The sequence below is a fragment of the Heyndrickxia faecalis genome (genome assembly GCF_040267745.1).
Taxonomy (GTDB): domain Bacteria; phylum Bacillota; class Bacilli; order Bacillales; family Bacillaceae_C; genus Weizmannia; species Weizmannia faecalis.
In genome coordinates, this window is the sequence record NZ_CP158453.1 from 2,030,723 (window position 1) to 2,054,849 (window position 24,127).

Annotated in this window: 26 protein-coding genes; 5 read left to right on the forward strand and 21 right to left on the reverse strand. The window is 46.1% G+C overall.

Annotated elements, in window-relative coordinates; all coding sequences use genetic code 11:
• Window positions 1-53: 53 nt before the first annotated feature.
• The 11 genes from ABR335_RS09890 to ABR335_RS09940 all read right to left on the reverse strand — a co-directional run bounded on the left by ABR335_RS09890 (window position 54) and on the right by ABR335_RS09940 (window position 13,319).
• Window positions 54-1,412, reverse strand: coding sequence for an IS4 family transposase (locus tag ABR335_RS09890; RefSeq protein ID WP_155641220.1), 1,359 nt, complete (start codon window positions 1,410-1,412; stop codon window positions 54-56).
• A gap of 123 nt (window positions 1,413-1,535) precedes the next feature.
• Window positions 1,536-2,183, reverse strand: coding sequence for a flavodoxin (locus ABR335_RS09895; RefSeq protein WP_230951768.1), 648 nt, complete (start codon window positions 2,181-2,183; stop codon window positions 1,536-1,538).
• A gap of 123 nt (window positions 2,184-2,306) precedes the next feature.
• A complete protein-coding gene (locus ABR335_RS09900) occupies window positions 2,307-2,930 on the reverse strand; it encodes an NAD(P)H-binding protein (protein WP_061087142.1) in 624 nt (207 codons plus the stop codon).
• Window positions 2,927-3,793: an aldo/keto reductase gene (locus ABR335_RS09905; protein WP_061087143.1), complete on the reverse strand. Its 867-nt coding sequence runs from the start codon at window positions 3,791-3,793 to the stop codon at window positions 2,927-2,929. Before ABR335_RS09905 ends, ABR335_RS09900 begins: the two co-directional genes overlap by 4 nt.
• Window positions 3,794-3,868: 75 nt before the next feature.
• Window positions 3,869-4,288, reverse strand: coding sequence for a MerR family transcriptional regulator (locus tag ABR335_RS09910; protein WP_061087144.1), 420 nt, complete (start codon window positions 4,286-4,288; stop codon window positions 3,869-3,871).
• A gap of 301 nt (window positions 4,289-4,589) precedes the next feature.
• A complete protein-coding gene (locus tag ABR335_RS09915) occupies window positions 4,590-5,927 on the reverse strand; it encodes an IS1380 family transposase (protein ID WP_350346156.1) in 1,338 nt (445 codons plus the stop codon).
• A 148-nt stretch (window positions 5,928-6,075) separates the two neighbouring features.
• A complete protein-coding gene (locus ABR335_RS09920) occupies window positions 6,076-7,239 on the reverse strand; it encodes an MFS transporter (RefSeq protein ID WP_061087235.1) in 1,164 nt (387 codons plus the stop codon).
• Between the two features lie 112 nt (window positions 7,240-7,351).
• Window positions 7,352-8,215 (reverse strand): hypothetical protein, encoded by an 864-nt coding sequence (locus tag ABR335_RS09925; protein WP_061087236.1) that lies wholly within the window; start codon window positions 8,213-8,215, stop codon window positions 7,352-7,354.
• Between the two features lie 9 nt (window positions 8,216-8,224).
• Entirely contained in the window at window positions 8,225-10,672 is a 2,448-nt protein-coding gene (gene parC, locus ABR335_RS09930) for a DNA topoisomerase IV subunit A (protein WP_014098350.1), read from the reverse strand.
• On the reverse strand, window positions 10,669-12,648 hold the full coding sequence (gene parE / locus ABR335_RS09935; protein ID WP_026683453.1) for a DNA topoisomerase IV subunit B: 1,980 nt from the start codon (window positions 12,646-12,648) through the stop codon (window positions 10,669-10,671). The genes parC and parE overlap by 4 nt, the downstream gene beginning before the upstream one ends.
• Before the next feature lie 257 nt (window positions 12,649-12,905).
• Complete coding sequence (locus ABR335_RS09940; protein WP_014098352.1) at window positions 12,906-13,319, reverse strand: CoA-binding protein; 414 nt, start codon at window positions 13,317-13,319, stop codon at window positions 12,906-12,908.
• 178 nt (window positions 13,320-13,497) lie between these two features.
• Between ABR335_RS09940 and plsY the strand changes: the two genes are divergently transcribed.
• The gene (plsY, locus tag ABR335_RS09945) at window positions 13,498-14,097 is read left to right on the forward strand and encodes a glycerol-3-phosphate 1-O-acyltransferase PlsY (RefSeq protein ID WP_017550847.1); all 600 of its coding nucleotides are present in this window, start codon (window positions 13,498-13,500) and stop codon (window positions 14,095-14,097) included.
• 130 nt (window positions 14,098-14,227) lie between these two features.
• A complete protein-coding gene (locus ABR335_RS09950; protein WP_014098354.1) occupies window positions 14,228-14,521 on the forward strand; it encodes a HesB/YadR/YfhF family protein in 294 nt (97 codons plus the stop codon).
• A gap of 53 nt (window positions 14,522-14,574) precedes the next feature.
• On the opposite strand, the gene ABR335_RS09955 is transcribed toward ABR335_RS09950, so the two are convergent.
• The 6 genes from ABR335_RS09955 to acnA all read right to left on the reverse strand — a co-directional run bounded on the left by ABR335_RS09955 (window position 14,575) and on the right by acnA (window position 18,963).
• Entirely contained in the window at window positions 14,575-14,877 is a 303-nt protein-coding gene (locus ABR335_RS09955; RefSeq protein WP_035184938.1) for a hypothetical protein, read from the reverse strand.
• 15 nt (window positions 14,878-14,892) lie between these two features.
• Window positions 14,893-15,312: an acyl-CoA thioesterase gene (locus ABR335_RS09960; protein WP_014098356.1), complete on the reverse strand. Its 420-nt coding sequence runs from the start codon at window positions 15,310-15,312 to the stop codon at window positions 14,893-14,895.
• A gap of 206 nt (window positions 15,313-15,518) precedes the next feature.
• Complete coding sequence (gene tlp / locus ABR335_RS09965; protein ID WP_013859310.1) at window positions 15,519-15,749, reverse strand: small acid-soluble spore protein Tlp; 231 nt, start codon at window positions 15,747-15,749, stop codon at window positions 15,519-15,521.
• 27 nt (window positions 15,750-15,776) lie between these two features.
• Window positions 15,777-15,920, reverse strand: coding sequence for an acid-soluble spore protein N (locus ABR335_RS09970; RefSeq protein WP_014098357.1), 144 nt, complete (start codon window positions 15,918-15,920; stop codon window positions 15,777-15,779).
• Between the two features lie 66 nt (window positions 15,921-15,986).
• Window positions 15,987-16,121 (reverse strand): FbpB family small basic protein, encoded by a 135-nt coding sequence (locus ABR335_RS09975; RefSeq protein ID WP_014098358.1) that lies wholly within the window; start codon window positions 16,119-16,121, stop codon window positions 15,987-15,989.
• A 106-nt stretch (window positions 16,122-16,227) separates the two neighbouring features.
• On the reverse strand, window positions 16,228-18,963 hold the full coding sequence (acnA, locus tag ABR335_RS09980; protein ID WP_014098359.1) for an aconitate hydratase AcnA: 2,736 nt from the start codon (window positions 18,961-18,963) through the stop codon (window positions 16,228-16,230).
• 244 nt (window positions 18,964-19,207) lie between these two features.
• Here acnA and sspO point away from each other — a divergent pair, with 244 nt between their 5' ends.
• Complete coding sequence (gene sspO / locus ABR335_RS09985) at window positions 19,208-19,357, forward strand: small acid-soluble spore protein O (protein ID WP_013859306.1); 150 nt, start codon at window positions 19,208-19,210, stop codon at window positions 19,355-19,357.
• Between the two features lie 89 nt (window positions 19,358-19,446).
• On the opposite strand, the gene ABR335_RS09990 is transcribed toward sspO, so the two are convergent.
• Both ABR335_RS09990 and ABR335_RS09995 read right to left on the reverse strand, forming a co-directional pair.
• Window positions 19,447-20,691: an aminopeptidase gene (locus ABR335_RS09990; protein ID WP_014098361.1), complete on the reverse strand. Its 1,245-nt coding sequence runs from the start codon at window positions 20,689-20,691 to the stop codon at window positions 19,447-19,449.
• Window positions 20,692-20,816: 125 nt separating this feature from the next.
• Window positions 20,817-21,074 (reverse strand): hypothetical protein, encoded by a 258-nt coding sequence (locus ABR335_RS09995; RefSeq protein ID WP_014098362.1) that lies wholly within the window; start codon window positions 21,072-21,074, stop codon window positions 20,817-20,819.
• A 98-nt stretch (window positions 21,075-21,172) separates the two neighbouring features.
• Between ABR335_RS09995 and ABR335_RS10000 the strand changes: the two genes are divergently transcribed.
• Together ABR335_RS10000 and ABR335_RS10005 are read left to right on the forward strand one after the other, a co-directional pair.
• Window positions 21,173-21,319, forward strand: a complete 147-nt coding sequence (locus tag ABR335_RS10000; RefSeq protein ID WP_014098363.1) for a small acid-soluble spore protein P — start codon at window positions 21,173-21,175, stop codon at window positions 21,317-21,319.
• A 168-nt stretch (window positions 21,320-21,487) separates the two neighbouring features.
• Window positions 21,488-21,739 (forward strand): GlsB/YeaQ/YmgE family stress response membrane protein, encoded by a 252-nt coding sequence (locus tag ABR335_RS10005; protein WP_017550845.1) that lies wholly within the window; start codon window positions 21,488-21,490, stop codon window positions 21,737-21,739.
• Between the two features lie 32 nt (window positions 21,740-21,771).
• Here ABR335_RS10005 and ABR335_RS10010 read toward each other — a convergent pair whose 3' ends face one another.
• Both ABR335_RS10010 and ABR335_RS10015 read right to left on the reverse strand, forming a co-directional pair.
• Entirely contained in the window at window positions 21,772-22,380 is a 609-nt protein-coding gene (locus tag ABR335_RS10010) for a lytic transglycosylase domain-containing protein (protein WP_350346157.1), read from the reverse strand.
• 104 nt (window positions 22,381-22,484) lie between these two features.
• Complete coding sequence (locus ABR335_RS10015; protein ID WP_017550843.1) at window positions 22,485-24,104, reverse strand: long-chain fatty acid--CoA ligase; 1,620 nt, start codon at window positions 24,102-24,104, stop codon at window positions 22,485-22,487.
• Window positions 24,105-24,127 lie beyond the last annotated feature (23 nt).

A 24,127-nucleotide genomic window follows, 5' to 3' on the forward strand; every position in this document is an offset into this window, starting at 1 on the left:
GAAAATCGTGCAAACCCCTTGTCACCACTGCGGTTACCCCGGCTAATTTAGAGCTAAGCTGCTTTAATTAGGTGTTTTTGATAGCTGACAGGTAACTTTTTTAAAAATTGCTCAATAATAGTATTTAGTACTTCTTCACAAAGGATATACTCATCCTTAAAAGCTTCTTTAAATAAATCAATCAATTGTTGAATCGCTTCTGCGAAGGTGACGTCAGTAAGTTCATCAACCATGAGATAAAACAATTCACCCAGGGTCCGATCATCTACCTGTTCACGGTGTTGGACTGCAAGGATTGAGTAACCAATTGCGACAAGAGCGGTATGTGCAAAGATACCGTCATAAGACAATCCTTGATATTTTGCCAGGCGGAGGTACTGTTTACACATCTTGAAGTATACTTCAATCGACCAGCGCTTTCCGTAAAGCTGAATAACTTCATCTTCAGAGAGCCGGGTGTCCGTTGTCGCCAAGACAAGGTAATCATTTCGTTTATTGCGGTTGCGGATATAAACAAGTTTGACTGGAACCGACGTTTCCCCGTCAACTGCTTCAACAAGAACGGATAACAGATAGCGTGAACATCCGCGACGTTTCTTCTGGGTGTTAAAGATCGTTTTCACATCCATCAGTCCACCGTTGAACTGGTAATAAACTTTCTTAGAACGTTTCACCATGGCTACTCCATGAAGTCCCATTTCACGCAACTGATGAAACATCTTAGGGCTAGAAAACCAGGAATCAAACAAGACGTAGGAAGCATTCACTCCTTGAGACAAGGCTGATGATAACAATTCCAACACTACATTGGTTGCTTTGCGCTGTGCCTGAATCTTACGCTTTCCTGAAAGTGTATGGCCGTCGATGGATTTTGGGTTGCACACTTGATTCTTGCCAGAAAGCAAGGAAAAGTTAACAGGGAGGAATGTGTTGCCGTCACTCCAACCTAGTTGAAGAAACCGAAAGCCACGGGTATGTTTGTGTTTCGCATGGTCAAACTGAAACGCCGCTAGTTCAACGTGCTTTGCGCTGGCTCGCTCATACATGGAATCATCCACAATGAATACATTCCGGCGTGTTGGTTCGGTCAAGGGTTCGATGAACACAATGATACGGCGGCAGAGCAAAACCAAGAACTTTTGCCAATTGATTTTGCCGTTATTCAGCAGATTACGGAAGGTCTTATCTGAGAATCCGAGCTGATCTTGATGCTTCAAATAATCACGGTATGCAGATCTGTTTGAGAAAAGTGTACTGATCAAATAACAGAACAGCGTTCGAAATGGAACACCTTTTGTCTTTACAGCGTTTGAAACCTTCGCAATTTGAGATAAGCGAAAACGCAAAAAAAATGCTTCGATTGAAGATAAAACTTCAAGAGATTGATGGTCGTTTTGTGTTATAATTTTCATAACATGAACACTCCTCGATTAATTGTTAGTTAGCACTTCAATTATACCGAGTTTCCAGTGTTCATGCTTTTATTTTTGCTCTAAACCCTTGTAAGACAAGTAATGAGAATGAATTTTAGTGTTTCAAGTTTTAGTCTTTAATTGTTTAATTTTTTCTAGCCAGGTATCTATTTCCTTTGATACCTCAGCTTTATTTTTACCTTTAATTGCAAGCATGGTACCGTTAATTTCTTCCCCGCCCTTTACAGAATATCCTTCTAGAACTTTCGCTCCTTTCGCACCAGCTTTTATCTGTCTAAAGGTTGAACCAGGACCGTAACCGCCATTCGTGTTAAATGGGATCACCGTTTTCCCCTCAAAATTATAACTATCTAAAAATGAAACGACCGCTTGAGGCAAAGCCATGTTCCATGTGGGCGCACCAATAAAAATACGATCATAGTCCTCAAAATTAGTAATGGTTGTTTTTAATTCTGGTAGGGTAGCACTCTCTTGTTCTTGCGCATTTTGTTCTACTTCCGTTCTGTAATCCTTTGGTCTTGGCTCTTTTGTTTCAATTTGTACGAGATCTCCACCAACTTTTTCTTGGATAAGTTCGGCAACTGCCTTAGTATTCCCCGTCCTTGAGTAATAGACAATCAATGTTTTTGAATTTTTCATGGTTGCTCCTTCCTTTTCATTCTGATTTGTTGTTTTTGAAAGAATAATGAAACCAACGATAATGACGCATATAACTGTTATCAGCAAGAAAATGGCATTCTTCTTAATCATCTAAATCTCCACCTTTGTACTGTGCTTTTCATCCATAAATAGGCTGTGACATAGTACGAATATGGACTATGTCACAGCCTTTTCTATGATCTGCTGATTGATTTACATCCTACACCACTTAAATCAATAAAAATCAGGTTTTGATTTATTTTCTGAGCCAGGTTCCCATAAGCCGATACTTGCTCGGATATCGTTTCGTTTGCCTGTAATATTATCGATAACAAATTGAGCAATTGCACGTCTAGTAATTTGAGCGCCTAAAAATGGTTCTCCTTTTGGGCTTGCGACATAATCCTTTCGTTTGCCATTATATAACCAAGTCATCCGCATATAGGTGTAATCTAAATCACTTGCTTCAAGTGATTCTACTCCACGGTTATGAGCAATCGATCCGCCCATCATTCGACTATTCCATGTGGCAAAAGGTTCCGCAACTTCGCCGTATACACTTAATACACCTGCTTGAATGATGCGCTTAACGCCAGTTTTATGCATTGCCTCAATGACTGTTTCTGTAATTTTTTTATTGTCAAAATTCATATAAACCATCTCTTGGTTTTGCATGGCGTTCACCAAATCTGATACATTCCCTGCATTACCAGAAATCTTTGTTACATTCGTATAGGGTAGGCTAGTTGCATGACGACCAAACAATGTTAATTTCAGATCAGCTTGTTCTTGTAAAAGTGGTATCAGCACTTCTGGAATTTGACCGCCTGCACCAATGATAAGGATATTTTTCATCATTTTTCTGTGTCCAACATGCGATTCATGAACCATTCAACTTGTTGTGGAGCATCATGATCAAAGAAAGCTGATTCTTTCATATCTAAAGCAGCTATTTTTTCAATATCTTCTTTTGAAAGTTCAAAATCAAAGATATCAATGTTTTCAGCCATTCGTTCTGGACGAACAGATTTAGCCAATGCAACAATTCCTCGTTGCATTAACCAGCGAAGCACGACTTGTCCAACAGTTTTGCCATATTGTTCTCCGATTTCTGCTAATACAGGATTTGTGAATAGATCGTGACGTCCTTCAGCAAATGGAGCCCAAGCTTCCACTTGTACACCATATTTTTCATGCCATTTTTGATCTTCAATTCTCTGATTCCAAGGGTTCACTTCAATTTGATTGATTTGAGGCTTCACTTCATTCAGCCCAACAAATTCAATCATCTTAGCTGATTTGAAATTTGAAATACCAATTGCACGCAATTTACCTGCTTTTTGCGCTGCAACCATTGCTCTCCATGCTCCATAAACATCGCCATAAGGTTGGTGAATAAGATAAAGATCAAGATAGTCTAGCCCCATAGTATCAAGTGAGTGTTCAATCGTCTCAGTTGCTTTAGATTCCGGTGCTTGTAAAATAAACAACTTAGAGGTTACAAAAAGTTCTTCACGTGTAACAAGCCCTTCGTCAATTGCTCGTTTGATACCTTCACCCGTTTCTTTTTCATTTCCATATATAGAAGCCGTGTCGATCAAACGATATCCTGCTTTGATTGCTTGATAAACTGCTTCAACTGTTTCATCCAATGGAATTTGGTAAACTCCAAACCCTAATTGTGGTATTTCCACACCATTGTTTAATTTGATTGTTTGCATGTTGTTTTCCTCCTCTAACTTTGATTCATTACCTATCCTAAACCTTGGAGTTAAGTCCATGGCAAGGAAAAAGTTTTATTTTTTTCGTTCCCACAATTTTTCGACTTTATCAGATGCCATTTCACCTGTCTTGAATTTTGCGATATGCTCATCATAAGTTTCAATTTTATAAACTAGTAATTCCCTAACTTCCTGCATTTCGGCTAACTTTTTATCCAGCTCCTCCAACTGATCAAATAAAATCTGTTTTTGAGCTTCTTCTACATCTTGCGTTTCTCGTAATTGGGCCAACTGGGCAAACTCAATTAAGGATTCAACCGATAATCCGGCATTACGCAAATTTTTAGCTAAATAAATCCAATTCAAATCGTTCGTCGTATAGTCACGATATCCACTTGCATTTCGGTGAACAGGTGGGATAACACCTACCCGTTCATAATATCGGAGTGTATCAACACTTAAATCAAACATTTCAGCTGCTTTTTTGATATTCATCGAATATTCCTCCTTACTTATATAAACTATAATAGACCTTTGAGCTAAGTCCAATGCAATGATAAAGTTATACCTGAATCCGTGACGAAAATATAACAAACGCCGTTAATAGGTAGATTTCCCAAGAGTAAGGATATAGTGGTGTCCGACTATTCGATAAATGCACTTTTAGTGATTCAGTATGTAAAAATTTCCCTGTTTCATTCGTTTTTGTGCACGCCAAATAAATCTGCAAATTTCCATTTTTTCAAGTTTTCGTTTTTTTATTTCTTTTTTCCTAGTAGTCTATTGATCGGGATGTTTAGTAAAAGGCTTGATACAAACGAGTAAAGACCGGTAACCATTTGTTGGTCTCCGCGACTTTTAATTTCCATTGCCGGCCACGGAAAACCAGCTTTGAGGCCAGTGTGATCATATTCTGGATGACGGTTCGGATTCTTCTTCTTGTTGTTTTCTTTTTCAATGGCGTATCTTGTTTTTTCAAGCTTTCTTGTCCAATCAAGCGAAGCAGGTTATACGCAAATACACCGAAATGGAGCACAAGGCCATTCGTTTCATATTTGCCTGACGGCAGCCGTTCGAGATCCAGTTCTGATTTAATTTCACTATGGAACTGTTCGCAAGTGCCATGGTTATGATAAAGAGAGATCACCACATGAGGCGGCACTTCAAGGTCCGTCCAGTAGGTTTCAAATTCATACTCGGGAATTAAAAAAATTTGTCCGTCTCTTGAGATGGTTCTTTCGGTCACTTTAAAAACTTTTCGGATGTTTCGCTCCTGGTCCTTAATTTGAATGGTTTCGGGGATGGATCCAAGGTAAACCTTCTTTCCTTCCCGTTCTTCACAACAGATCCCATATTTTCGGGCAATGTTCAGCCAGTCCTCAGCTTTTTCCTTACGGGGATTGCGTTTGATAATAAAGCTTGCATGGTTTTCTAGGAGAATAATGAGATTATCCCGGCTGTCATTTCCGGAATCAAGCCTGAAAAGCAATGGCTGATCTGTTAGTTTCCGGGCAGATTGAATGGTTTCCTGGATGAAATTTGGTGTACCTTTTTGGCAGTGGACACTTCCCTTTCGCATCTCAACATGCAGGCAGTAACCTTCCTGTCCCATGTAAGCGAACATAGGGGCATAACCGTCACAGCCTTTATAGGTTCTTTCTACCCCTTCCTTTTTTGTCTTGGAGTTATCGAAAGGGGAGACATCCAGATCAACCGGGATATACGGCTTGTCTTTGGCGTAAACCGGGCTGATTTCCGCATTTGTATGGCGAATCAGATCCAGCGATTCTTCGTGCAAGATCGTTTTCCATTTTTCCACCAAGGCGGCCTGGTCCAATCGTTGCCTGAGAGTCGGGCTGGAAGGAACCCTCTGGATATCCAAAGCCAGTGCAAAAAAAGCATCATCACGGAAGGTTTCAATATTGTCATAATCACTTTTTCCCTGGCAAAGCAAGCCGATATAAGATTTAGCCACATCGCCATTGGAACAAGCCGGATACCGGGAGATATCAGGGAGTTTATAGGCATTCAACCTGGAAACTAAATTCGTTTGATTTAGTAAATTTCCTACTATCGCTAAGCCAGCTTGGGCAACAATTCGTTCTTTTGTGGGTTCTATCACAAACTTTTTCATGAGATCACCTGAATGTGGAATGAATTTAATTTGTCTGATATACCAATTATACTAAATTTTATGCGATTTGTTTGCCTTTAAGCGGAAATTTCGTCACGGATTCAGGTATAATTCAAACGGGCAGCTGCTGTGCGCCGTTTAAAAATCTTTATGCTGCCTGGCTTTCCCCGGCGCGGGTTTTTTCCCGGATCATCACCGTCCCGAGCACGCCAAAAAGCGAAAAGAACGCCGGGATTAAAAAGCCGCCGGTATTGGCAAATCCGGAAACCGATCCGACTTCCCTCACGTCAAAGGAGTGGCGGACGACCGCAAACGTCAGCGCGCTTGCACCATTGCCATATCCGATGACAAACATTAAAAGCACCGCGAAAAATAACGGCGGTTTGCCCCCGCATAAAAAGAAAACCGTCCATGCGAGAAAAATCAGGGTTTGAATCAGCAAATACGGCTTCTTCCTTGAACCGAGCCTGCTTGCGATCCATCCGGTAACCGGCGCGCCGATAATGGCCCCGATTAATCCTGTCATGACCAGCTGGCTCGCTTCCGGGCGGTCCATGCCGAAAATATGCATCCCGTACGGCACTGCCCATGTGCCGATAAAACCAACATATGTGCCGACAAGGCCGAAATGGCATAAAAAGGCAGCCCACGCCTGCCTGCTTTTCAGGATGCGTTTTAGTACCAAAAGCATTTTTTCATGGCGGACTTTCGCATGCGCATGTGCTCCCCCTTCCCGTTTTTGCGGCAGCCGGATAAGCACGGCATACAGCATCACCGTACTTGCAAGCAGCAGGATGCCGGTTACAAAAAACGGCAGGCGCCATCCTGAAGCTGATATCCAGGCTGTCAGCGGAACGGTTGCGAGCAAAGAACCGACGCTTCCGGCCATGCCGGCATAACCGATCAGCCCGACAAACTCTTTCGCATAAAACCACTGGCTTAAGATCAGGACAAGATTAATCCAAATGGCCGCATCCCCCATGCCGGCGAGCACCCGGGATATGAGCAGGCACGCTTCATTCGGCGAGATGCTGTATAAGAACGTGCCGATGCCGCTAAATAAAGTGCCTGTAACCAGAAAAATATTCGGCCCGAACCGGTCGGAAAACATCCCAATCGGAATTTGCAGCCCCGCATAAGCGAGAAACTGCACACCTGTCAACAAACCGATGACGGACGCTGTCAAATGAAACTCGCTCATCAGTTTATCCGGAATCAAGCCCGGTGCCGTTCGCTGGCTGACAATCACCATATAGGAAAACAGCACCGCGAAAAAAACAATCCATCTGTACTTGCTTTTTTGTCTGTCCAATCTGCTCTACCCCTGTTTTATTTGTAATTTATTACTATTATAATCTATTTTTGCGCAAAAACATTTTCAATTTTCAAATCCGCATAAAAAAACTCCCGGCGCGGGAGTTTTTTTATGCATTTGCCGGCTGCCATTTGGCACGGACCAGGATCCATTTGCCGTCTTCAAAATACCATGTTGCCTTGACATCGCCCAGTTTATCTGCATGATAGGCGCCGCTTATTTGCTGGTAACCTTCGAGCCCGCATCCTTTTTTGCCTTTTATTTTCACCGGTTTGTAAACCGCCACCGGATCGATCATCAGTTCAAACGGTTCATTGAGCATTCCATCCTTTTGGTAAATGCCGAGCCGGATATAATCTTTTTTCCGTTTTCTTAAATCAATCAGGAATGTTTCGTTCGTATTTTCAATGTTAAGCCTTGCCGACAGGGCATTTTCAAATTTGCCGCTAAGCTTTAACACGGGCGGCATCGGCAAATATTTTAAAATGCCGCCTTTCAGCGTATCGAGGCGGTACTGGTTTATGCCCCCGCTTCCGCCGCTGTTGCTTGATCCGAGCATGTCCTTTACACCGTCATGGTTGAGGTCGGTGAACCGGATTTCCGGTTCATACCCGGGCTCATACGGCAGTTTATATTTCTTTCCTTCCGACGCGGCAATCCGCGCCCAAATCTTTTTCATATACGGGCTGCCAGCAGCAAACGGGATGCCTTCCAGTATAATCGCATCCTTTTTTCCGTCCCCGGTTACATCCGCCTCATACCGGTGAATCACCATTTTGCCGGCTTTCGTCTTCCCGCCCGCGTCCGCGATCACAACCGTGCCGGCTGCCATAAACCATAATGCGAGCAGTGCAAGCATGTATTCTTTTTTCATCTTCTCACCCCGCATCCGTTTTCCTTTAGGATACGCCGCAAGAATAGAATTATGTAAAACTTGCCTGAAGATGAAAAAAGTGTTTGCCGAAAACGGCAAACACTTTTTTCAATCGTTTTCTTCCGCAGCACCCTCTTCCGGTTCCTGCTTCCATACTTCTGCCACTGTCCCGTTCTCTTCTTCATCAATGGCAAATGAGCCATTTGAATAACGGTCATGGTCGCGCAAATCATGGAGCCGAATGTCTTCCTGATGCCCTTTTTCCGTGATGACCGAGACGGTTTCATCGTCGCCTGCAATCACGGCTCCGGCGATCCGGTGCGGATGGGCTTTTAATTCGCGCAGCATGATGACACCGCGTTTGGCCCGGCTTGTTTTGTCAAATTCGGACACTTTCATCTTCTTGACGGCTCCTCTTTGGGTGGCAATAAATACTTTGTCTTTTTCCGGATCTTCAATGATTTTCCCGCTAACGAGCCTGTCGCCTTCTTTTAGGTTCATGCCTTTTACCCCTGCTGCCCGCTGGCCGACAACGCTGATTTCCGCTTCATCAAACCGGAGCCCGTAACCGAGGCGGGAAGCGAGGAAGACTTCTTTCGAGCCGTCTGTCAGGTGAACATCGAGTACTTCATCATCGCCCTTTAAGTTGATTGCAACGAGGGCTTTCGAATAGCGCTGTGCCTGGTATTGCTGCAATTCCGTTTTCTTCGCCATGCCGTTTTTCGTGAAAAACAAAATAAACTGCGGCTGGTTGAAATCTTCAATCGGGAGCACTTTGATGATGCCTTCATCGCGTTCAAGCGTCACAAGATTGGAAACATGCTGCCCGAGATCTTTCCAGCGGATATCCGGCAGTTCATGGACCGGCAAATAGATATAGCTCCCTTTATTTGTGAAAAGCAGCACCGTCTGGACGGTATTGAGCTGCTGTTTAAAGAGCAGGCGGTCGCTATCTTTAATAGCAAGGTCCCGGCCGTTTGAAGCGGTATATGAACGGAGGCTTGTCCGTTTGATATAACCGTCTTTTGTAATGGTGACCATCACATCTTCATTCGGGATCATCGCTTCCAGATTGATTTTTAATTCCTGTATTTCCGCTTCAATCGTTGTCCTTCTGTTATCCGCGTATTTTTTCCGGATATCTCTCAGTTCTTTTTTGATCACCGTAAACAGTTTTTTCTCACTGGATAAAATCGCGAGATAGGTCTCAATTTTTTTCTCAAGGTCTGCCGCTTCATTCTCCAGCGTCGTAATATCCGTATTGGTCAGGCGGTAGAGCTGCAGCGTGACAATCGCTTCAGCCTGGGGTTCGGTAAAAGCAAACTTTGCGATTAAGTTCGCTTTTGCATCTTTTTTATCTTTGGATGCCCGAATCGCCGCAATGACTTCATCCAGGATGGAAAGTGCCTTCATCAGGCCGTCAACAATATGCTTGCGGTCACGCGCTTTTTTGAGATCGAATTCCGTCCTTTTTGTGACCACTTCTTTCTGGTGTTCAATATAAGCATCGAGCAGTTCACGGAGGCCCATCAGCTGCGGCCGACGGTTATGGATGGCCACCATGTTGAAATTGTATGATACCTGGAGATCGGTGTTTTTGAATAAATAATTCAGGACGCTATCTGCATCCGCATCTTTTTTCAGTTCGATCACAATCCGGAGCCCGGTCCGGTCGGTTTCATCGCGGACTTCAGATATGCCTTCCACTTTCCGGTCAATCCGGAGCTCGTCGATTTTTTTGACAAGATTGGCTTTATTGACTTCATAAGGAATCTCTGCGATGACAATCTGCTTTCGCCCGCCGCGGATCTCTTCGATCGATGTCCTGCCTCTTACGACCATTTTGCCTTTTCCGGTTTCATACGCTTTTTTAATTCCGTCAATTCCCTGGACAATGCCGCCTGTTGGAAAATCAGGGCCTTTTATGACCGTCATCAAATCTTCTACCGTACAGTCCGGGTTTTCCATCCGCATGATGGCCCCGTCAATGATTTCCCCGAGGTGATGCGGCGGAATTTCAGTTGCATATCCAGCCGAGATGCCGGTCGATCCGTTCACGAGCAGGTTGGGAAACCGGGCGGGCAGCACAACCGGCTCATTTGCGGTATCATCGAAATTCGGGATAAATTTAACCGTTTCTTTATCAATATCATGAAGGAGTTCGGATGCAATCGGAGCGAGCCTTGCTTCTGTATACCGCATAGCCGCGGCCGGGTCGCCGTCAATGCTCCCGTTATTGCCGTGCATCTCGATGAGCACGTTTCGCAGCTTCCAGTCCTGGCTCATCCGCACCATCGCTTCATAAACGGAAGAATCCCCGTGCGGATGGTAATTGCCGATGACGTTGCCGACCGTTTTTGCCGATTTCCGGAAATGCTTGTCAGCAGTGTTGCCCTCTACATGCATCGCATAAAGAATCCGCCGCTGCACCGGCTTCAGGCCGTCCCGCGCATCCGGAAGGGCACGATCCTGGATAATATATTTGCTGTACCGGCCGAAGCGGTCGCCCAGCACCTCTTCCAAAGGCAAATCTTGAAAACGTTCAGCCGTCTTCATCCGTTCATGTCCCCTTCCTCAATCATCAAATTCTCATTGTCTAAAATATTGGTGTCGTCTTCAAGCCCGAATTCCACATGGCTTTCAATCCATTGCCGACGCGGTTCGACCTTATCGCCCATAAGCGTGGTCACCCGCCGTTCAGCCCGGGCCGCATCATCAATACGGACACGGATCAAAGTCCGCGTTTCCGGATTCATCGTCGTTTCCCAAAGCTGGTCGGCGTTCATTTCACCGAGCCCTTTATAACGCTGCAGGATATAGCCACGCCCGACTTTTTTGATCGTTTCATCCAGTTCTTTTTCGGTCCAAGCATATTCCACGATTTCTTTCCTGCCGGTGCCTTTGCTGACTTTATAAAGCGGTGGCAGCGCGATGTACACTTTTCCCGCTTCAATCAAAGGCCGCATATAGCGGTAAAAGAACGTAAGAAGCAGCACCTGGATGTGGGCACCGTCCGTGTCGGCATCGGTCATAATAATGACTTTGTCGTAATTGACGTCTTCCAAATTGAATTCAGGGCCGACGCCGGCACCAATCGTATAAATAATGGTATTGATTTCTTCATTTTTAAAAATATCCGCAAGCTTTGCTTTTTCCGTATTGATGACTTTTCCGCGCAGCGGCAAAACAGCCTGGAATTTCCGGTCGCGCCCCTGTTTCGCAGAACCGCCCGCGGAATCCCCTTCAACGAGATACAGTTCGTTCCGCTGCGGATTGCGGCTTTGCGCCGGCGTCAGCTTTCCGGACAAAGTCGTTTCCGATTTCTTCCGCTTTTTGCCACTTCTCGCTTCTTCCCGTGCTTTCCTCGCTGCTTCCCTTGCCTGCGACGCCTTGATGGCTTTCCGGATTAAAAGATTGCTCGTATCCGGGTTTTCTTCAAGAAAATAAGAAAGGTGTTCCGAAACAATCGTATCAACTGCAGAGCGGGCTTCACTTGTGCCAAGTTTCCCTTTCGTTTGTCCTTCAAATTGGAGCAGTTCTTCCGGAATGCGGACGGAAATAATGGCGGACAGCCCTTCGCGGATATCCGTCCCTTCTAAGTTTTTATCTTTTTCTTTTAACAGCCCGGTTTTTCTTGCATAATCGTTCACGACGCGCGTCAATGCCGTTTTTGCCCCGGCTTCGTGCGTGCCGCCGTCTTTCGTGCGCACGTTGTTCACGAAAGATAAAATGTTTTCCGAAAAGCCGTCGTTAAACTGAAACGCAAATTCCGCTTCGATTCCGTTTGTTTCCCCCTCGATAAACACAACCGGATGGAGCACTTCTTTTCCTTCGTTCAAGTACTGGACAAAGGCTTCAATGCCGTTTTCGTAGTGGAACAGATCATGCCGCCCGAAACGTTCATCAGTGATTTCAATTTTTAACCCTTTTAAAAGAAAGGCCGATTCGCGCAGCCGTTCGCATAATGTATCGTAGTTAAAAGTGATGGTGCTAAAAATGGACGGGTCGGGTTTAAAATGGATCGTTGTGCCGGTCTTATTGGTTTTCCCGGTTTTCTCGAGCGTTGTTTCCGGTTTGCCGCCGTCACGGAAACGCTGTTCATACACGTAACCGTCGCGATGTATGGTAACAACAAGCCATTCCGACAGGGCATTGACGACGGACGCGCCGACACCGTGCAGGCCGCCGCTCGTTTTATAGCCGCCCTGCCCAAATTTTCCGCCGGCGTGCAAAATCGTCAAGATCACTTCTGTCGTCGGCTTACCGAGCTTGTGCATCCCGACCGGCATGCCGCGCCCGAAGTCCTGGACGCTGATGCTGTTATCTTTGTGAATGTTGACGATGATATGGTTTCCGTACCCGGACAACGCCTCATCCACCGCATTGTCGACGATTTCATAGACAAGATGGTGCAAACCGCGCGCATCGGTCGACCCGATGTACATGCCCGGCCTTTTCCTTACGGCCTCCAGCCCTTCCAGCACCTGGATTGCATCATCATTATATTCCAATATATTTTGTTTCTTCGCCACATCTATTCCCCTTTCAATTGCAAAGCACGTGCACCGGCGTTCATAAGAACAAATATTCGTTCTCATTATAACATCATTTGCCGTTTTTATCATACTCATTTTAACGATAAAACGGAATTTGTAAAAGGGCATGCGGAAATGACGGGAACGGGAGGGGCAAAGCAACGGTTATAAAAACTTCTCCAGTAAACGGCCGTTTTATTGGGAAAATATAAAGAAAGCAAGCGCCCTTTAAGCTGGCGCCTGCTTGAAAAAGCCTATTTTGTCAGGGCATGTTCCACTTTAATGCAGCGGTTCATCACAACGGTATAGCCTTTTTCTTTTAAAAACCGGTATGCTTCCTCGTTTTCGATGCCGAGCTGCGCCCAGAAAACGTCCGCATCGATTTCATCAAACTCCCGTGCCAGCTCCGGCAAATATTCGGGCCGCCTGAAAATATCCACAATGTCCACATGGCCTTCGATATCTTTTAAGCTCGGGACAGCCTTTTCCCCGAGAATTTCCGTTGCTTTCGGATTGACCGGAATAATCTCATAGCCGGCATCCTGCATGGCTTTGGCTACCGTATAAGATGTTTTTTCCGGGTTATTGCTCAAGCCAACCACTGCAATTCGTTTTGCTTTTTGTAAAATTTCCCTGATTTCTTCCCTGCTCGGATTTTCGATTGCCATTTGATCAACACCTCTCCTTTCTTGTACTTTCGCCAGTCTGATCCCAACTTAAACATTCGCTTGATCTTTTCCAATTCCTGCTCGGTTAGAAAATCTGCACGGAATCGGCAAAAAATATTCCTCTTTCCTTTAAGAACATGCTACAATAAGCATAGATTTTTTCCAAGGAGTTTTGTACATGAATATTGTCCTGATGATCCTTTTGGCTTACCTGCTCGGCTCAATCCCGACAGGCCTGATCGTTGGTAAGCTTTTTTACGGTATAGACATCCGCGAACACGGCAGCGGAAATCTCGGTGCGACCAATACGTTCCGTGTGCTCGGGTTCAAAGCCGGCAGTGTCGTAACAGTGGTGGATATTCTGAAAGGGACAATCGCCACCTTATTGCCCCACTTTTTTGGCCTGGAGCATACGGTGCACCCGCTTTTAATCGGGATGATCGCTGTTATCGGCCATATGCTTCCGGTATTTGCCAAATTTAAAGGCGGCAAAGCGGTGGCAACTTCCGCCGGCGTTGTTCTTGCCTATCAATGGCCATTGTTTGTCATGGTCATCATCGTTTTTTTGATTACATTAAAATGGAGCAAATACGTTTCGCTTTCTTCTATCATGGCGGCTGTTTTTGGCATCCTGTATACGCTCATTTATATGATTGTAACACATGACTGGCCGCTGTTCGTCATCGTTCTGGCGCTTGCCTCTTTCATTATTTACCGCCATAAAGCCAATATTAAGCGGATTAAAAATAAGACCGAGCCAAAAGTCAAGTGGCTGTAAGGCAGCCATTGTTTCTAAATCTGATGTTTCCTATAACCCGGGGCCGGTAAACGAAGGCAAAAGGTTAGGGAAAAAAACGTGCTTTGGTCTATAATGAAAATGTAAAAGGCAGTTGGAAGGAAGTGGCGGCATGAAAATGCACATTACAGATGAGGCAGTAAACTGGTTTAAAAGGGAACTGGAACTGGACGACGGCGAGTCCGTCCGTTTTTTTGCCAAATACGGCGGCTCCACGCCTGTCCAACACGGGTTTTCACTTGGTGTTCAAAAAGACGTTCCCGACGATCCGGTGGCGGCCGTTGAACGGAACGGCCATGCTTTTTTCATTGAAGGCACGGACGAATGGTATTTTGACGGCCATGATTTGTATATCGGGTATGACCCGAAACGGGATGAACCGGTATATGAATATAAAAAAGGTTAAAACCGGGATCATCCGGCAGCTTTTGCTTTTTTGCTGCCAGTGATGCCGGTTTTTCATTTTAAAAATTTTTTTACTTCCGCAAGGCGCCCTTCTTTTTGCAAAATTTCTCGCTGCTTCCTGCCAAGCAGGTCGAAATGGCTGTAACCGTCTTTACGGACATGAATCCATTCTTTTTTCAGCTGGTAGCGTGCTCCCCATGCAGCGAGTTTCTCCAGATCTTTACAGCCGACTTTTGTGACCGATTTTGCGCCGGGGAAACGGTCGTCCAGCCAAAAATGCGTTAAAAACGCAATCTCCCCGCGGTCAATCGCCGCTTTCCACGCTTTAAGCTGGTTGCGGTGTATGCCAAAAGCCAAATCCATCCCCCCGCTTTATGATTTTTTTGCTTTTTCATATGCTTCATGCCATTTTGGGTAGAGGCGGCGGAACGAAACCGGTCGGAAGCTGTCTTTCTTTACGCAGACATGTGTTGAACTCGCGGCCACGGCAAGGTCGCCGGTTTCTGTGTAAATCTCATAGCCGTACGTTACGCGCAGCCCGTCATATGCATCGACCCATGTTTTTACGGTCACTGTTTCCCCGTAACGGGCCGGTTTTTTGTATGAAATTTGAATATCGATGACCGGCGACAAAATCCCGTCTTTTTCCATATCCGCATAACGGAAGCCAAGGTCTTCGATTAATTTCGTCCGCCCCACTTCCATCCAAATCAGGTAATTGGCGTGGTACACAACCCCCATTTGGTCTGTTTCTGCATACCGCACTTTGACTTCTGTTTCTGATACAAACATCCCGGACACCTCTTTCATATGTACAGTCAATTTTATTTTAGCATAAAGAAAATTCCCCCTCCTAAAAGGATGCCTGATACGGGGCCGGGAAAACTTCGGATGCACGCATGGTCGCAGCAAAAGGAGAGAAAAAACGGCCTTTCCGAGAGGGAAAAGGCGTGGTTCCAAAGAAACGCTGCTGTTTTCCGTCGAAAGGCCGTTTTCGTTTATTGCTGCTGTTTGTATGCGGCTTCGTCTTTTACCTCGGTTCTCATCGCTTCGAGGCTTTCACGGCGCCGCTCATTTTTTTCCTTTATTTGTTGGATTTGCGTTTCATCGCTTGTAACGGCAAGCGATTCTTCCGCGCTTTCCATGTTTTCGATCGTATTGTGGATCATGTTTTGCAGTTTTTCCACATTATCGCTGCGGTCGTCCGGTTTCGGTCGGTTATGCGCCATTGTGTTCTCCTCCTTCGGCTGTGAAAGCTACTCCCCTTTTGTCTGTATCACCTGGGCGTGCTGTCCCGAACGGTCCTGCATCTTCTTCCCCTTATTGCCGGAAAATCCGCGCGGCTGCGTGCCAAGATGATCGGGAACGAAATATTTGCTTTTCTTGTTTGGGTTGCCCATCATATCTCCCCCCTCCTTATACATTTTCCCCAGGAGGAAAGCGGATTATGATTCACAAACAGTGGCTTATTCTGCTAATTTCATCTCGTGTTTCCGGTCCAGCCGTTCTTCTATCCGCATCAGCGCATCCCTGTCGCGCAACAGTTCCTGTTTATTTTCGGCAACAAGATCCGAAAGGGTCTTTTTATGGGTTTTTCTCATATTTGCCACTCCTTACAAGTATTTTTACTTAGTATGGGCAATTATGGGAAAAATTATAAATTTGATTCAAAAAAAGCTGCGGCTTTGGCCGCAGCTTTTTTAAACATTATGATTTTGATTTCACTTCATTTTTGGACTGCTGTAGTTTTTCGCGCAGCACCATTTGCAGGATGCCGCCGTGGCGGTAATAGTCAATTTCTACATCGGAATCGAAACGGACAAGCGCTTCAAATTCCGTTTTCTTCCCGTTTTCGTCGGTAGCCGTCACTTTTATCCAGTCATGCGGTTTAACATTTTCGTCAATATGGACATCAAATGTTTCTTTGCCGGATAAGCCGAGTGTGTCGGCATTTTCCCCTTTTTTGAACTGCAGCGGCAGCACGCCCATGAGAACGAGGTTGGAACGGTGGATCCGTTCAAAGCTTTCCGCAATCACGGTTTTAATGCCAAGCAGGTATGTGCCTTTTGCCGCCCAGTCGCGCGATGAGCCCATGCCGTAATCTTTGCCGGCAAGAACCACAAGGCCGGTGCCGTTTTCTTTATAACGCATGGCTGCATCATAAATCGACGTCACTTCATTCGTCGGCCAGTAAGTCGTGTAGCCGCCTTCCGTACCCGGTGCAATTTGGTTGCGGATGCGGATGTTGGCAAATGTTCCGCGCATCATGACTTCATGGTTGCCGCGACGGGAACCATAAGAGTTAAAGTCACGCGGTTCGACTCCTTTTGACAACAGGTATTTTCCGGCAGGGGTGTCTTTGCCGATCGCACCTGCAGGCGAAATATGGTCCGTTGTCACCGAATCGCCGAATTTGCCGATGACGCGCAGGCTCGACAGCGGCTGTACTTCGCCCGGTTCAGGCGAGAGATTTTCAAAGAACGGCGGATTTTGAATGTAAGTCGATTCTGCATCCCATGTATACAACGGTTCGTCGCTCGTTTCGATCGCATTCCACCGTTCATTGTCGGTAAAGACGTTTTCATATTGTTTGCGGAACAGTTCCGGCGTGACGACTTTTTGAACATTTTCTTTGATTTCATCCGCTTGCGGCCAAATATCCTTCAGGTAGACGTCTTGGCCGTCTTTGTCTTTGCCGATCGGGTCATGGTTTAAATCGATATTCACCGTTCCTGCGAGCGCATAAGCAACGACAAGCGGCGGCGAAGCCAGATAGTTGGCTTTGACAAGCGGATGGATCCGGCCTTCAAAATTCCGGTTCCCGGAAAGGACACTCGTTACGAGCAAATCATTGTCCATAATGGTTTTTTCAATTTCTTCCTTCAACGGGCCGGAGTTTCCGATACAGGTTGTACAACCGTAACCGACCAGGTTAAAGCCGAGTTGTTCGAGGTACGGCATTAAACCGGAGTCTTTTAAGTAGCCGGTCACGACTTTTGATCCCGGCGCGAGCGATGTTTTCACATATTTCGGCACTTCCAGCCCTTTTTCAACCGCTTTTTTCGCAAGCAGGCCGGCCCCGAGCATAACGTAAGGGTTTGAAGTGTTTGTGCAGCTCGTAATCGCTGCAATGGCGACTGCGCCGGTTTTTATCGCAGCTGTTTCGCCGTTGTTAAAATGGATCACAGCTTCTTTATCGAGCTCTTTTTCATCCAGTCCGAAACCTTGGTTGCCGGCAGGCGCCGTAATCGCTTTTTGGAAAGCGGACTGCATTTGCGATAACGGAATCAAATCCTGCGGGCGTTTCGGGCCGGAAAGGTTGGCTTCAATTTCAGAAAGGTTCAGTTCAAGCACATCCGTATAAACCGGGTCTTCTTTGTCCGGCGTAAAGAACATGCCGTTTTCTTTCAAGTAAGTTTCCACCACTTTTACATGTTCTTCGCTGCGGCCGGTTAAGCGCAAATAGGCAAGCGACTCATCGTCAACCGGGAAGAAACCGCAAGTTGCCCCGTATTCAGGCGCCATGTTTGCAATCGTCGCACGGTCTGCAAGCGGCAGCGTTGAGACGCCCGGGCCAAAGAATTCGACAAATTTGCCGACCACGCCTTTTTGGCGCAAAAGCTGGGTGACTTTTAACGCAAGGTCGGTTGCGGTTGCCCCGTTCGGAAGCGATCCGGTCATTTTTACGCCGATAACTTCCGGAATTGGGAAATACGAAGGCTGGCCGAGCATGCCGGCTTCCGCTTCGATACCGCCGACACCCCATCCGAGCACCCCGAGTCCATTGACCATTGTCGTATGGGAATCGGTCCCGACGAGGGTATCCGGATACGTTTCATATTCGCCGTTTTCCAGTTCTTTTTCATGGACGACACTTGCCAGATACTCAAGGTTTACCTGGTGGACAATCCCCGTTGCAGGCGGAACGGCACGGTAATTGTCAAACGCTTTTTGGGCCCAGTTTAAAAATTTATAGCGTTCGGCATTGCGTTTGAATTCAAAATCCATATTCACCTGAAGGGCATCCGGCGCACCGTATTTATCAACCTGAACCGAGTGGTCGATCACAAGGTCAACCGGTACTTCCGGATTGATTTTATCCGCGTTTCCGCCCAAATCAGCCATCGCTTTGCGGAGCGATGCAAGATCGACAACAACTGGAACACCGGTAAAATCCTGCAAAATAACGCGTGACGGCTTAAACGGGACTTCTTTGTCCTTTACTTCATCCGATCCCCATTTTGCCAAATCTTCAACATGTTCTTTCGTAATCGCGCGGCCGTCCATTTGGCGGAGCACCGATTCAAGCAGCACTTTAATCGAATAAGGCAGGCGCGACACATTGGCGATTCCTGCGTCTTGCAGCGCTGTTAGGCGGTAATAGTGATAGCGTTTCCCATTTACTTCAAAAATGGAACGCGCTTTAAAGACATCATTGGACATGTCTTTTCCCCCTTTGTCAAGATTCATATTTTCATCATTTAAAAGATTAACAGAATGATTCGTAAAAAACGCCTCACAGTTTCATCATATTACAAGAAATGACATAAGTAAATAACAATAATATTATTGTGTGTGATAAGTTTTAATTATATCACCTGTCGTTTGGTTTTCAAAAAATTTATCGGCAAGGTATGATTTTTCCTTTATTCAACATACTGAAACTGTGGCCAGGGAGGTGAGCCTTGTGACAAGACAGAAAGCAAACCATATCCGGCCGGGCATGAATGCGGCAAAAGCGCAAGGGAAAGGCGCCGGATACAATGAAGAATTTTCAAACGAGCCTTTAACGGAAAAAGAAAGACAGTTTAACAAAAAACGCAAGAAAAACCAGTAGCATGGGATGGCAAAGAAATCAGCTTTATGGGCTGATTTCTTTGTTTTGCCCATTGAGAATCTTTATCAATATAATATTAATGTTTTTCTTTAGATGGCCCAGTCCCCATTGCGGAATACCGGCACAACGGTTCCATCCTGCTTGATGCCGTCAATATTCATATCAGCAGAGCCGATCATGAAGTCAACGTGGACATTGGAGACATTCATGCCGTGTTTTAACAGTTCTTCTTCGCTCATTTTCGTGCCGCCCTGGATCGTTGTCGGATAGGCTGCACCAATGGCCAGGTGGTTCGAGGCATTCTCGTCAAACAATGTATTGAAAAATGTAATGCCGGACTGTGAAATCGGCGACGGATCCGGTACAAGCGCAACTTCCCCGAGCCCTGTTGCACCCTCGTTTTCAAACACGAGTTTTTTGATCGCTTCTTCGCCTTTTTCAGCAGAAATATCGACGATTTTCCCGTCTTTAAAGTGGACAACAATGCCTTCGATTAAAGTGCCTGCATAACTTAATGGTTTTGTGCTGCGCACGACGCCTTCCATCCTGTGCGTATCCGGTGCAGTAAACACTTCCTCCGTTGGCATATTGGCAATGAATTCTTCGCCTTTCGGGTTCACGCTGCCCGCACTGGCCCAAATATGGTTTTTCGGAAGGCCGAGTGTAAGGTCCGTCCCCGGCGCCGTATAATGAAGGGCATCGAATTGAATGTCGTTTAACTTCGCCGCTTTTTCATTTAACGTCTGTTTATGCTGTTCCCAGGCGGCAACCGGGTCGTCCGCGTAGACACGGCATGTTTTAAAAATCTGATCCCAAAGCGCATCGACTTGTGCTTCTTCGGTTTCTAAATCCGGGAATACTGCTTTTGCCCATCCGGCCCCCGCCGCTGCAGCAACCGTCCATTTGATATCGTCATTTTGCGTGGCAACCCGCTGCGCTTTGAAAGCTTTAGCTGCTGTATTTTGATAAGCGGCCACTTTGTGCGGATCGACATCATTGAGCAGGCCGGGATCGCTTGAAAGAATAGACAGCCGGCTCACTTTATGGTTGAGCACATGGTCTTCCGTCTCGGCAATTTTGTAATCCGGAATATGTGTCAGCACTTCCTGCGGCTGATTCAGATAATGCTGTTTTGTAATTTCATCATCCGACCATTCGACGATTACTTTTTCCGCGCCTAGTGCATACGCTTCTTTTACGACAAGGCGCGCAAGTTTTGCCTGGTCGACTGCAATATATACTTTTACCCAGTCGCCCTGCTTTACATTGATGCCCTTTGTCACGAGCAATTTCGCATATTTTTGTAAATTCTGTTCAAAATTTGGCAAAGCCATTTCGATTCCCTCCTGTTTATTATTTTTCATATGTATGAACCCCGCCCGGTCGCAGGCTTGATACCATTCTATATTATACCAGATCCGGGCGCAGATGAAAAAAAGCAGGGATCCTCCTCCCCGCTTTAATGCAAATCTGTATGTTTTACGATTGTATCCAAATCGCGCCGGAACTGTTCCAATTGCACCCGTTGCGTTTCGCTCGCCACTTCGAGTGCATTTTCGATCTCTTGGTACGTTTCGTTGATTTCTTCTTTCAAATGGGCGAGCTGGTGCCCGGCGTCTTCACTTCCCATCTCTACATTCTGCAAGATGTCTTCCGTCAGGGCCATGTGCTGCTCGGCCGCTTGGAACGCCTGCTGTTTGTCTTTATGGTAAGGCATTGTCATCTCTCCTTCAAACGATAGTATGTTCAATTTTTTTCATGGTATGCTGTATAACCGCTTTACAAAAAGCAAATTGTATAGTTGGAGGGATGAAAATGGTAAATAAAAACGACGGAAATGATATACGCAGAAACCAGCCAAAAGCAAACAACAGCGGGCAGCCGGAACCGTTAAGCGGCTCAAAAAAGGTTAAAAACCGGAATCATTCAAGGCAAAAGCACAATCCCGGGCATGATCTATAAACTTCAAACCGGAGGATTTCCCGCTTTCCCCTGAAAAGTTCCGCATATTTGTCATTTTAGACGTTTTAGAATACGCCTGCCCATGTTTAGTCTGGTACAAAAAAGGTAATAAGTACACCAAGTTCGATAAAAAGACATGAAACTTAAGTTAACAGGAGGAATGTGAAAATGTCGTTTATTCTATATTTAATCGTAGGTGGGATTATCGGATGGCTTGCAGGATTGATCATGGGCCGGGACATCCCAGGCGGAATTATCGGAAATATTATTGCTGGGATTGTCGGTGCATGGCTTGGCGGCGCAATTTTCGGGAATTGGGGGCCGCATATTGCAGGGATGGCCATCATACCTGCTTTAATCGGGGCCATCATTCTCGTCTTTGTGTTAAGCTTTATTTTAAGAACAGCAAGAAAAGCATAACAGTAAAAAAGGGCGGCCAGAACCGCCCTTTTTTACTTGCTTGCTTTTTCTAAACCTTCTTTTTGATAAAGGTGTACATAATGCATCACTTCGGACACGTATTTACGGCTGTGGTTATACGCAAAAACCGCTTTTTGAATCTGCCCGTTTGCCGCCCCGTTTTTCGACAAATAATTTGCCGCGCTGAAAATCGCATCTTTATCGTTAAACGGGTCTGCTTTCCCGTCCCCGTCCGCATCGACGCCAAATCCTCCGTATTTTTTTATGACAGCCGGGTTCGTTTCTTCATTTTTCGGGATGTCTCCTTTTCCAAGGCCGCTGCATGACGGATGTTTCCAGCCGACAAATGTGCACGGCATAAATTGCATCGGGCCTTGGGCGCCGGCCGGCGAGACCATCGGCTTCATCGTTGAAAACCTGGTTTCCACCCGGTGATGAGCGGCAAGCACATACCAGGGAACCCCGTATATTTTCTCTGCTTCCAAATAGATGGACAAATATTTTTCAGGGATTTGGGGATTCGTTTTTTTCTGGATGTTCTCTTCGAAAATAAAATAGGCGCTTAACACGATGACCGGAATAAGCAGGACGATCCACGTTTTACCCCGGTTCCGCTTCTTTTTCTTCCATGTTTTGGGCATTTCCATTTGAATCCTTTCGTCTTTCCGTTAAAACCTCTCCCCTTTATATTATCGAATGAAAAAGCCGAAATCCATAGGAAGATTCCGGCTTTTTCCCGCATGCATTACTGCACGCCTGCATAATGGTCTTGCAGCTGTTCGCGCAATGCCCGTTTTAAAAACTTGCCGACAGACGTTTTCGGGATTTCTTTCATAAACAAAATGTCGTCAGGGACCCACCATGAGGCAAATTGTGTTTTTAAATAATCTTTTAGTTCCGCGGACGTGATTTTGTTTTCATATCCGCTTTTTAAAACCACACAGCCGAGCGGGCGTTCCTGCCATTTCGGGTGGGGAACGGCAATGACGGCTGCTTCAAAGACCGCTTCGTGCGACATGAGAGCGTTTTCAAGTTCGACGGAAGAAATCCACTCGCCGCCGCTTTTAATCAGGTCTTTTGTCCGGTCGGTAATCTTTAGGTACCCTTCCTGATCCACGACTGCAATATCTCCGGTATACAGCCAGCCATCCCTGAATGCTTCCTGCGTACGCTCGTCATTGTAATATTCATCCGCAATCCACGGCCCTCTTACGATCAGTTCCCCCATTGTTTTTCCGTCCCACGGTACTTCTCCGTTCTCATTGACGACTTTCACTTCAACGCCGGGAACAGGCAGCCCGGTTTTTCCTCTCACATCCACCATTTCGTCCACGGTAAAATGATCCATGCTGCTTTTTAACGTGGCCAACGAAACAACCGGGGTCGTTTCCGTCATCCCGTAGCCGGTCATAAACGGCACTTTGTACGTTTCCTCGTAAGCACGGATCAATCCCTTAGGCGATGCCGCACCCCCGCTTACGATCAGGCGCAGGCTGCTGATATCATACGGCTTTTCCTGCAGCACTTTCAGCATGCCGATCCAAATCGTCGGGACGCCTGCTGTCATCGTGACTTTTTCTTTTTCAATGAGCTGTGCGAGAATTTCCGGTGTAAAAGAAGGCCCCGGCAGCACCTGGGTTGCCCCGAACCAGGTGGCTGCATAGGGAAGCCCCCAGGCATTGACATGAAACATCGGAACGACCGTCATGGCGATGTCGCGTTCCTGAACGCTGAGCTGGTCACTAAGCCCGAGCGCCATGCTGTGCAAATAAAGGCCGCGGTGGGAATAGACAACCCCTTTCGGATAGCCGGTTGTTGCCGACGTGTAGCACATCGCGGCTGGCGCATGTTCATCAAGGTCGTGTAAAAACGGATAACGCTCATCGCCTTCTTCCAGGATGGCTTCATAAGAGGAGACAGGAAACAAGGTAGTTTCCGGAACCGCCTTCTCATCGCTCATAATGATAAAATGCTCGACCGTTTTCAGGCGATCCCGGATTTTTTCAATCACCGGGACGAGATCTTCATCGATCAGCAAAATTTTATCTTCCGCATGGTTAATGACATGGGTGAGATGGTCTTCTGACAAACGGATGTTGACCATATGAAGGACAGCCCCGCGGCATGGCACGGCAAAATAGGCCTCCAAATGGCGGTGGTGGTTCCATGCAAACGTACCAACCCGGTCTCCTTTTTTCATCCCGAGTTTTTCCAGCGCACTGGCAAGCCGGCGTGTCCGTTTTGCAATTTCACGATACGGAATCCGCTGAATCCCGGTGTGTGTACGTGAAATGACATATTTTTCGGGAAAATAGCGTTCAGCCCTCTCGATCATAGTAGAAAGCAGAAGCGGTGTCTTCATCATCAGTATCTACCCCTTTAGCTGTA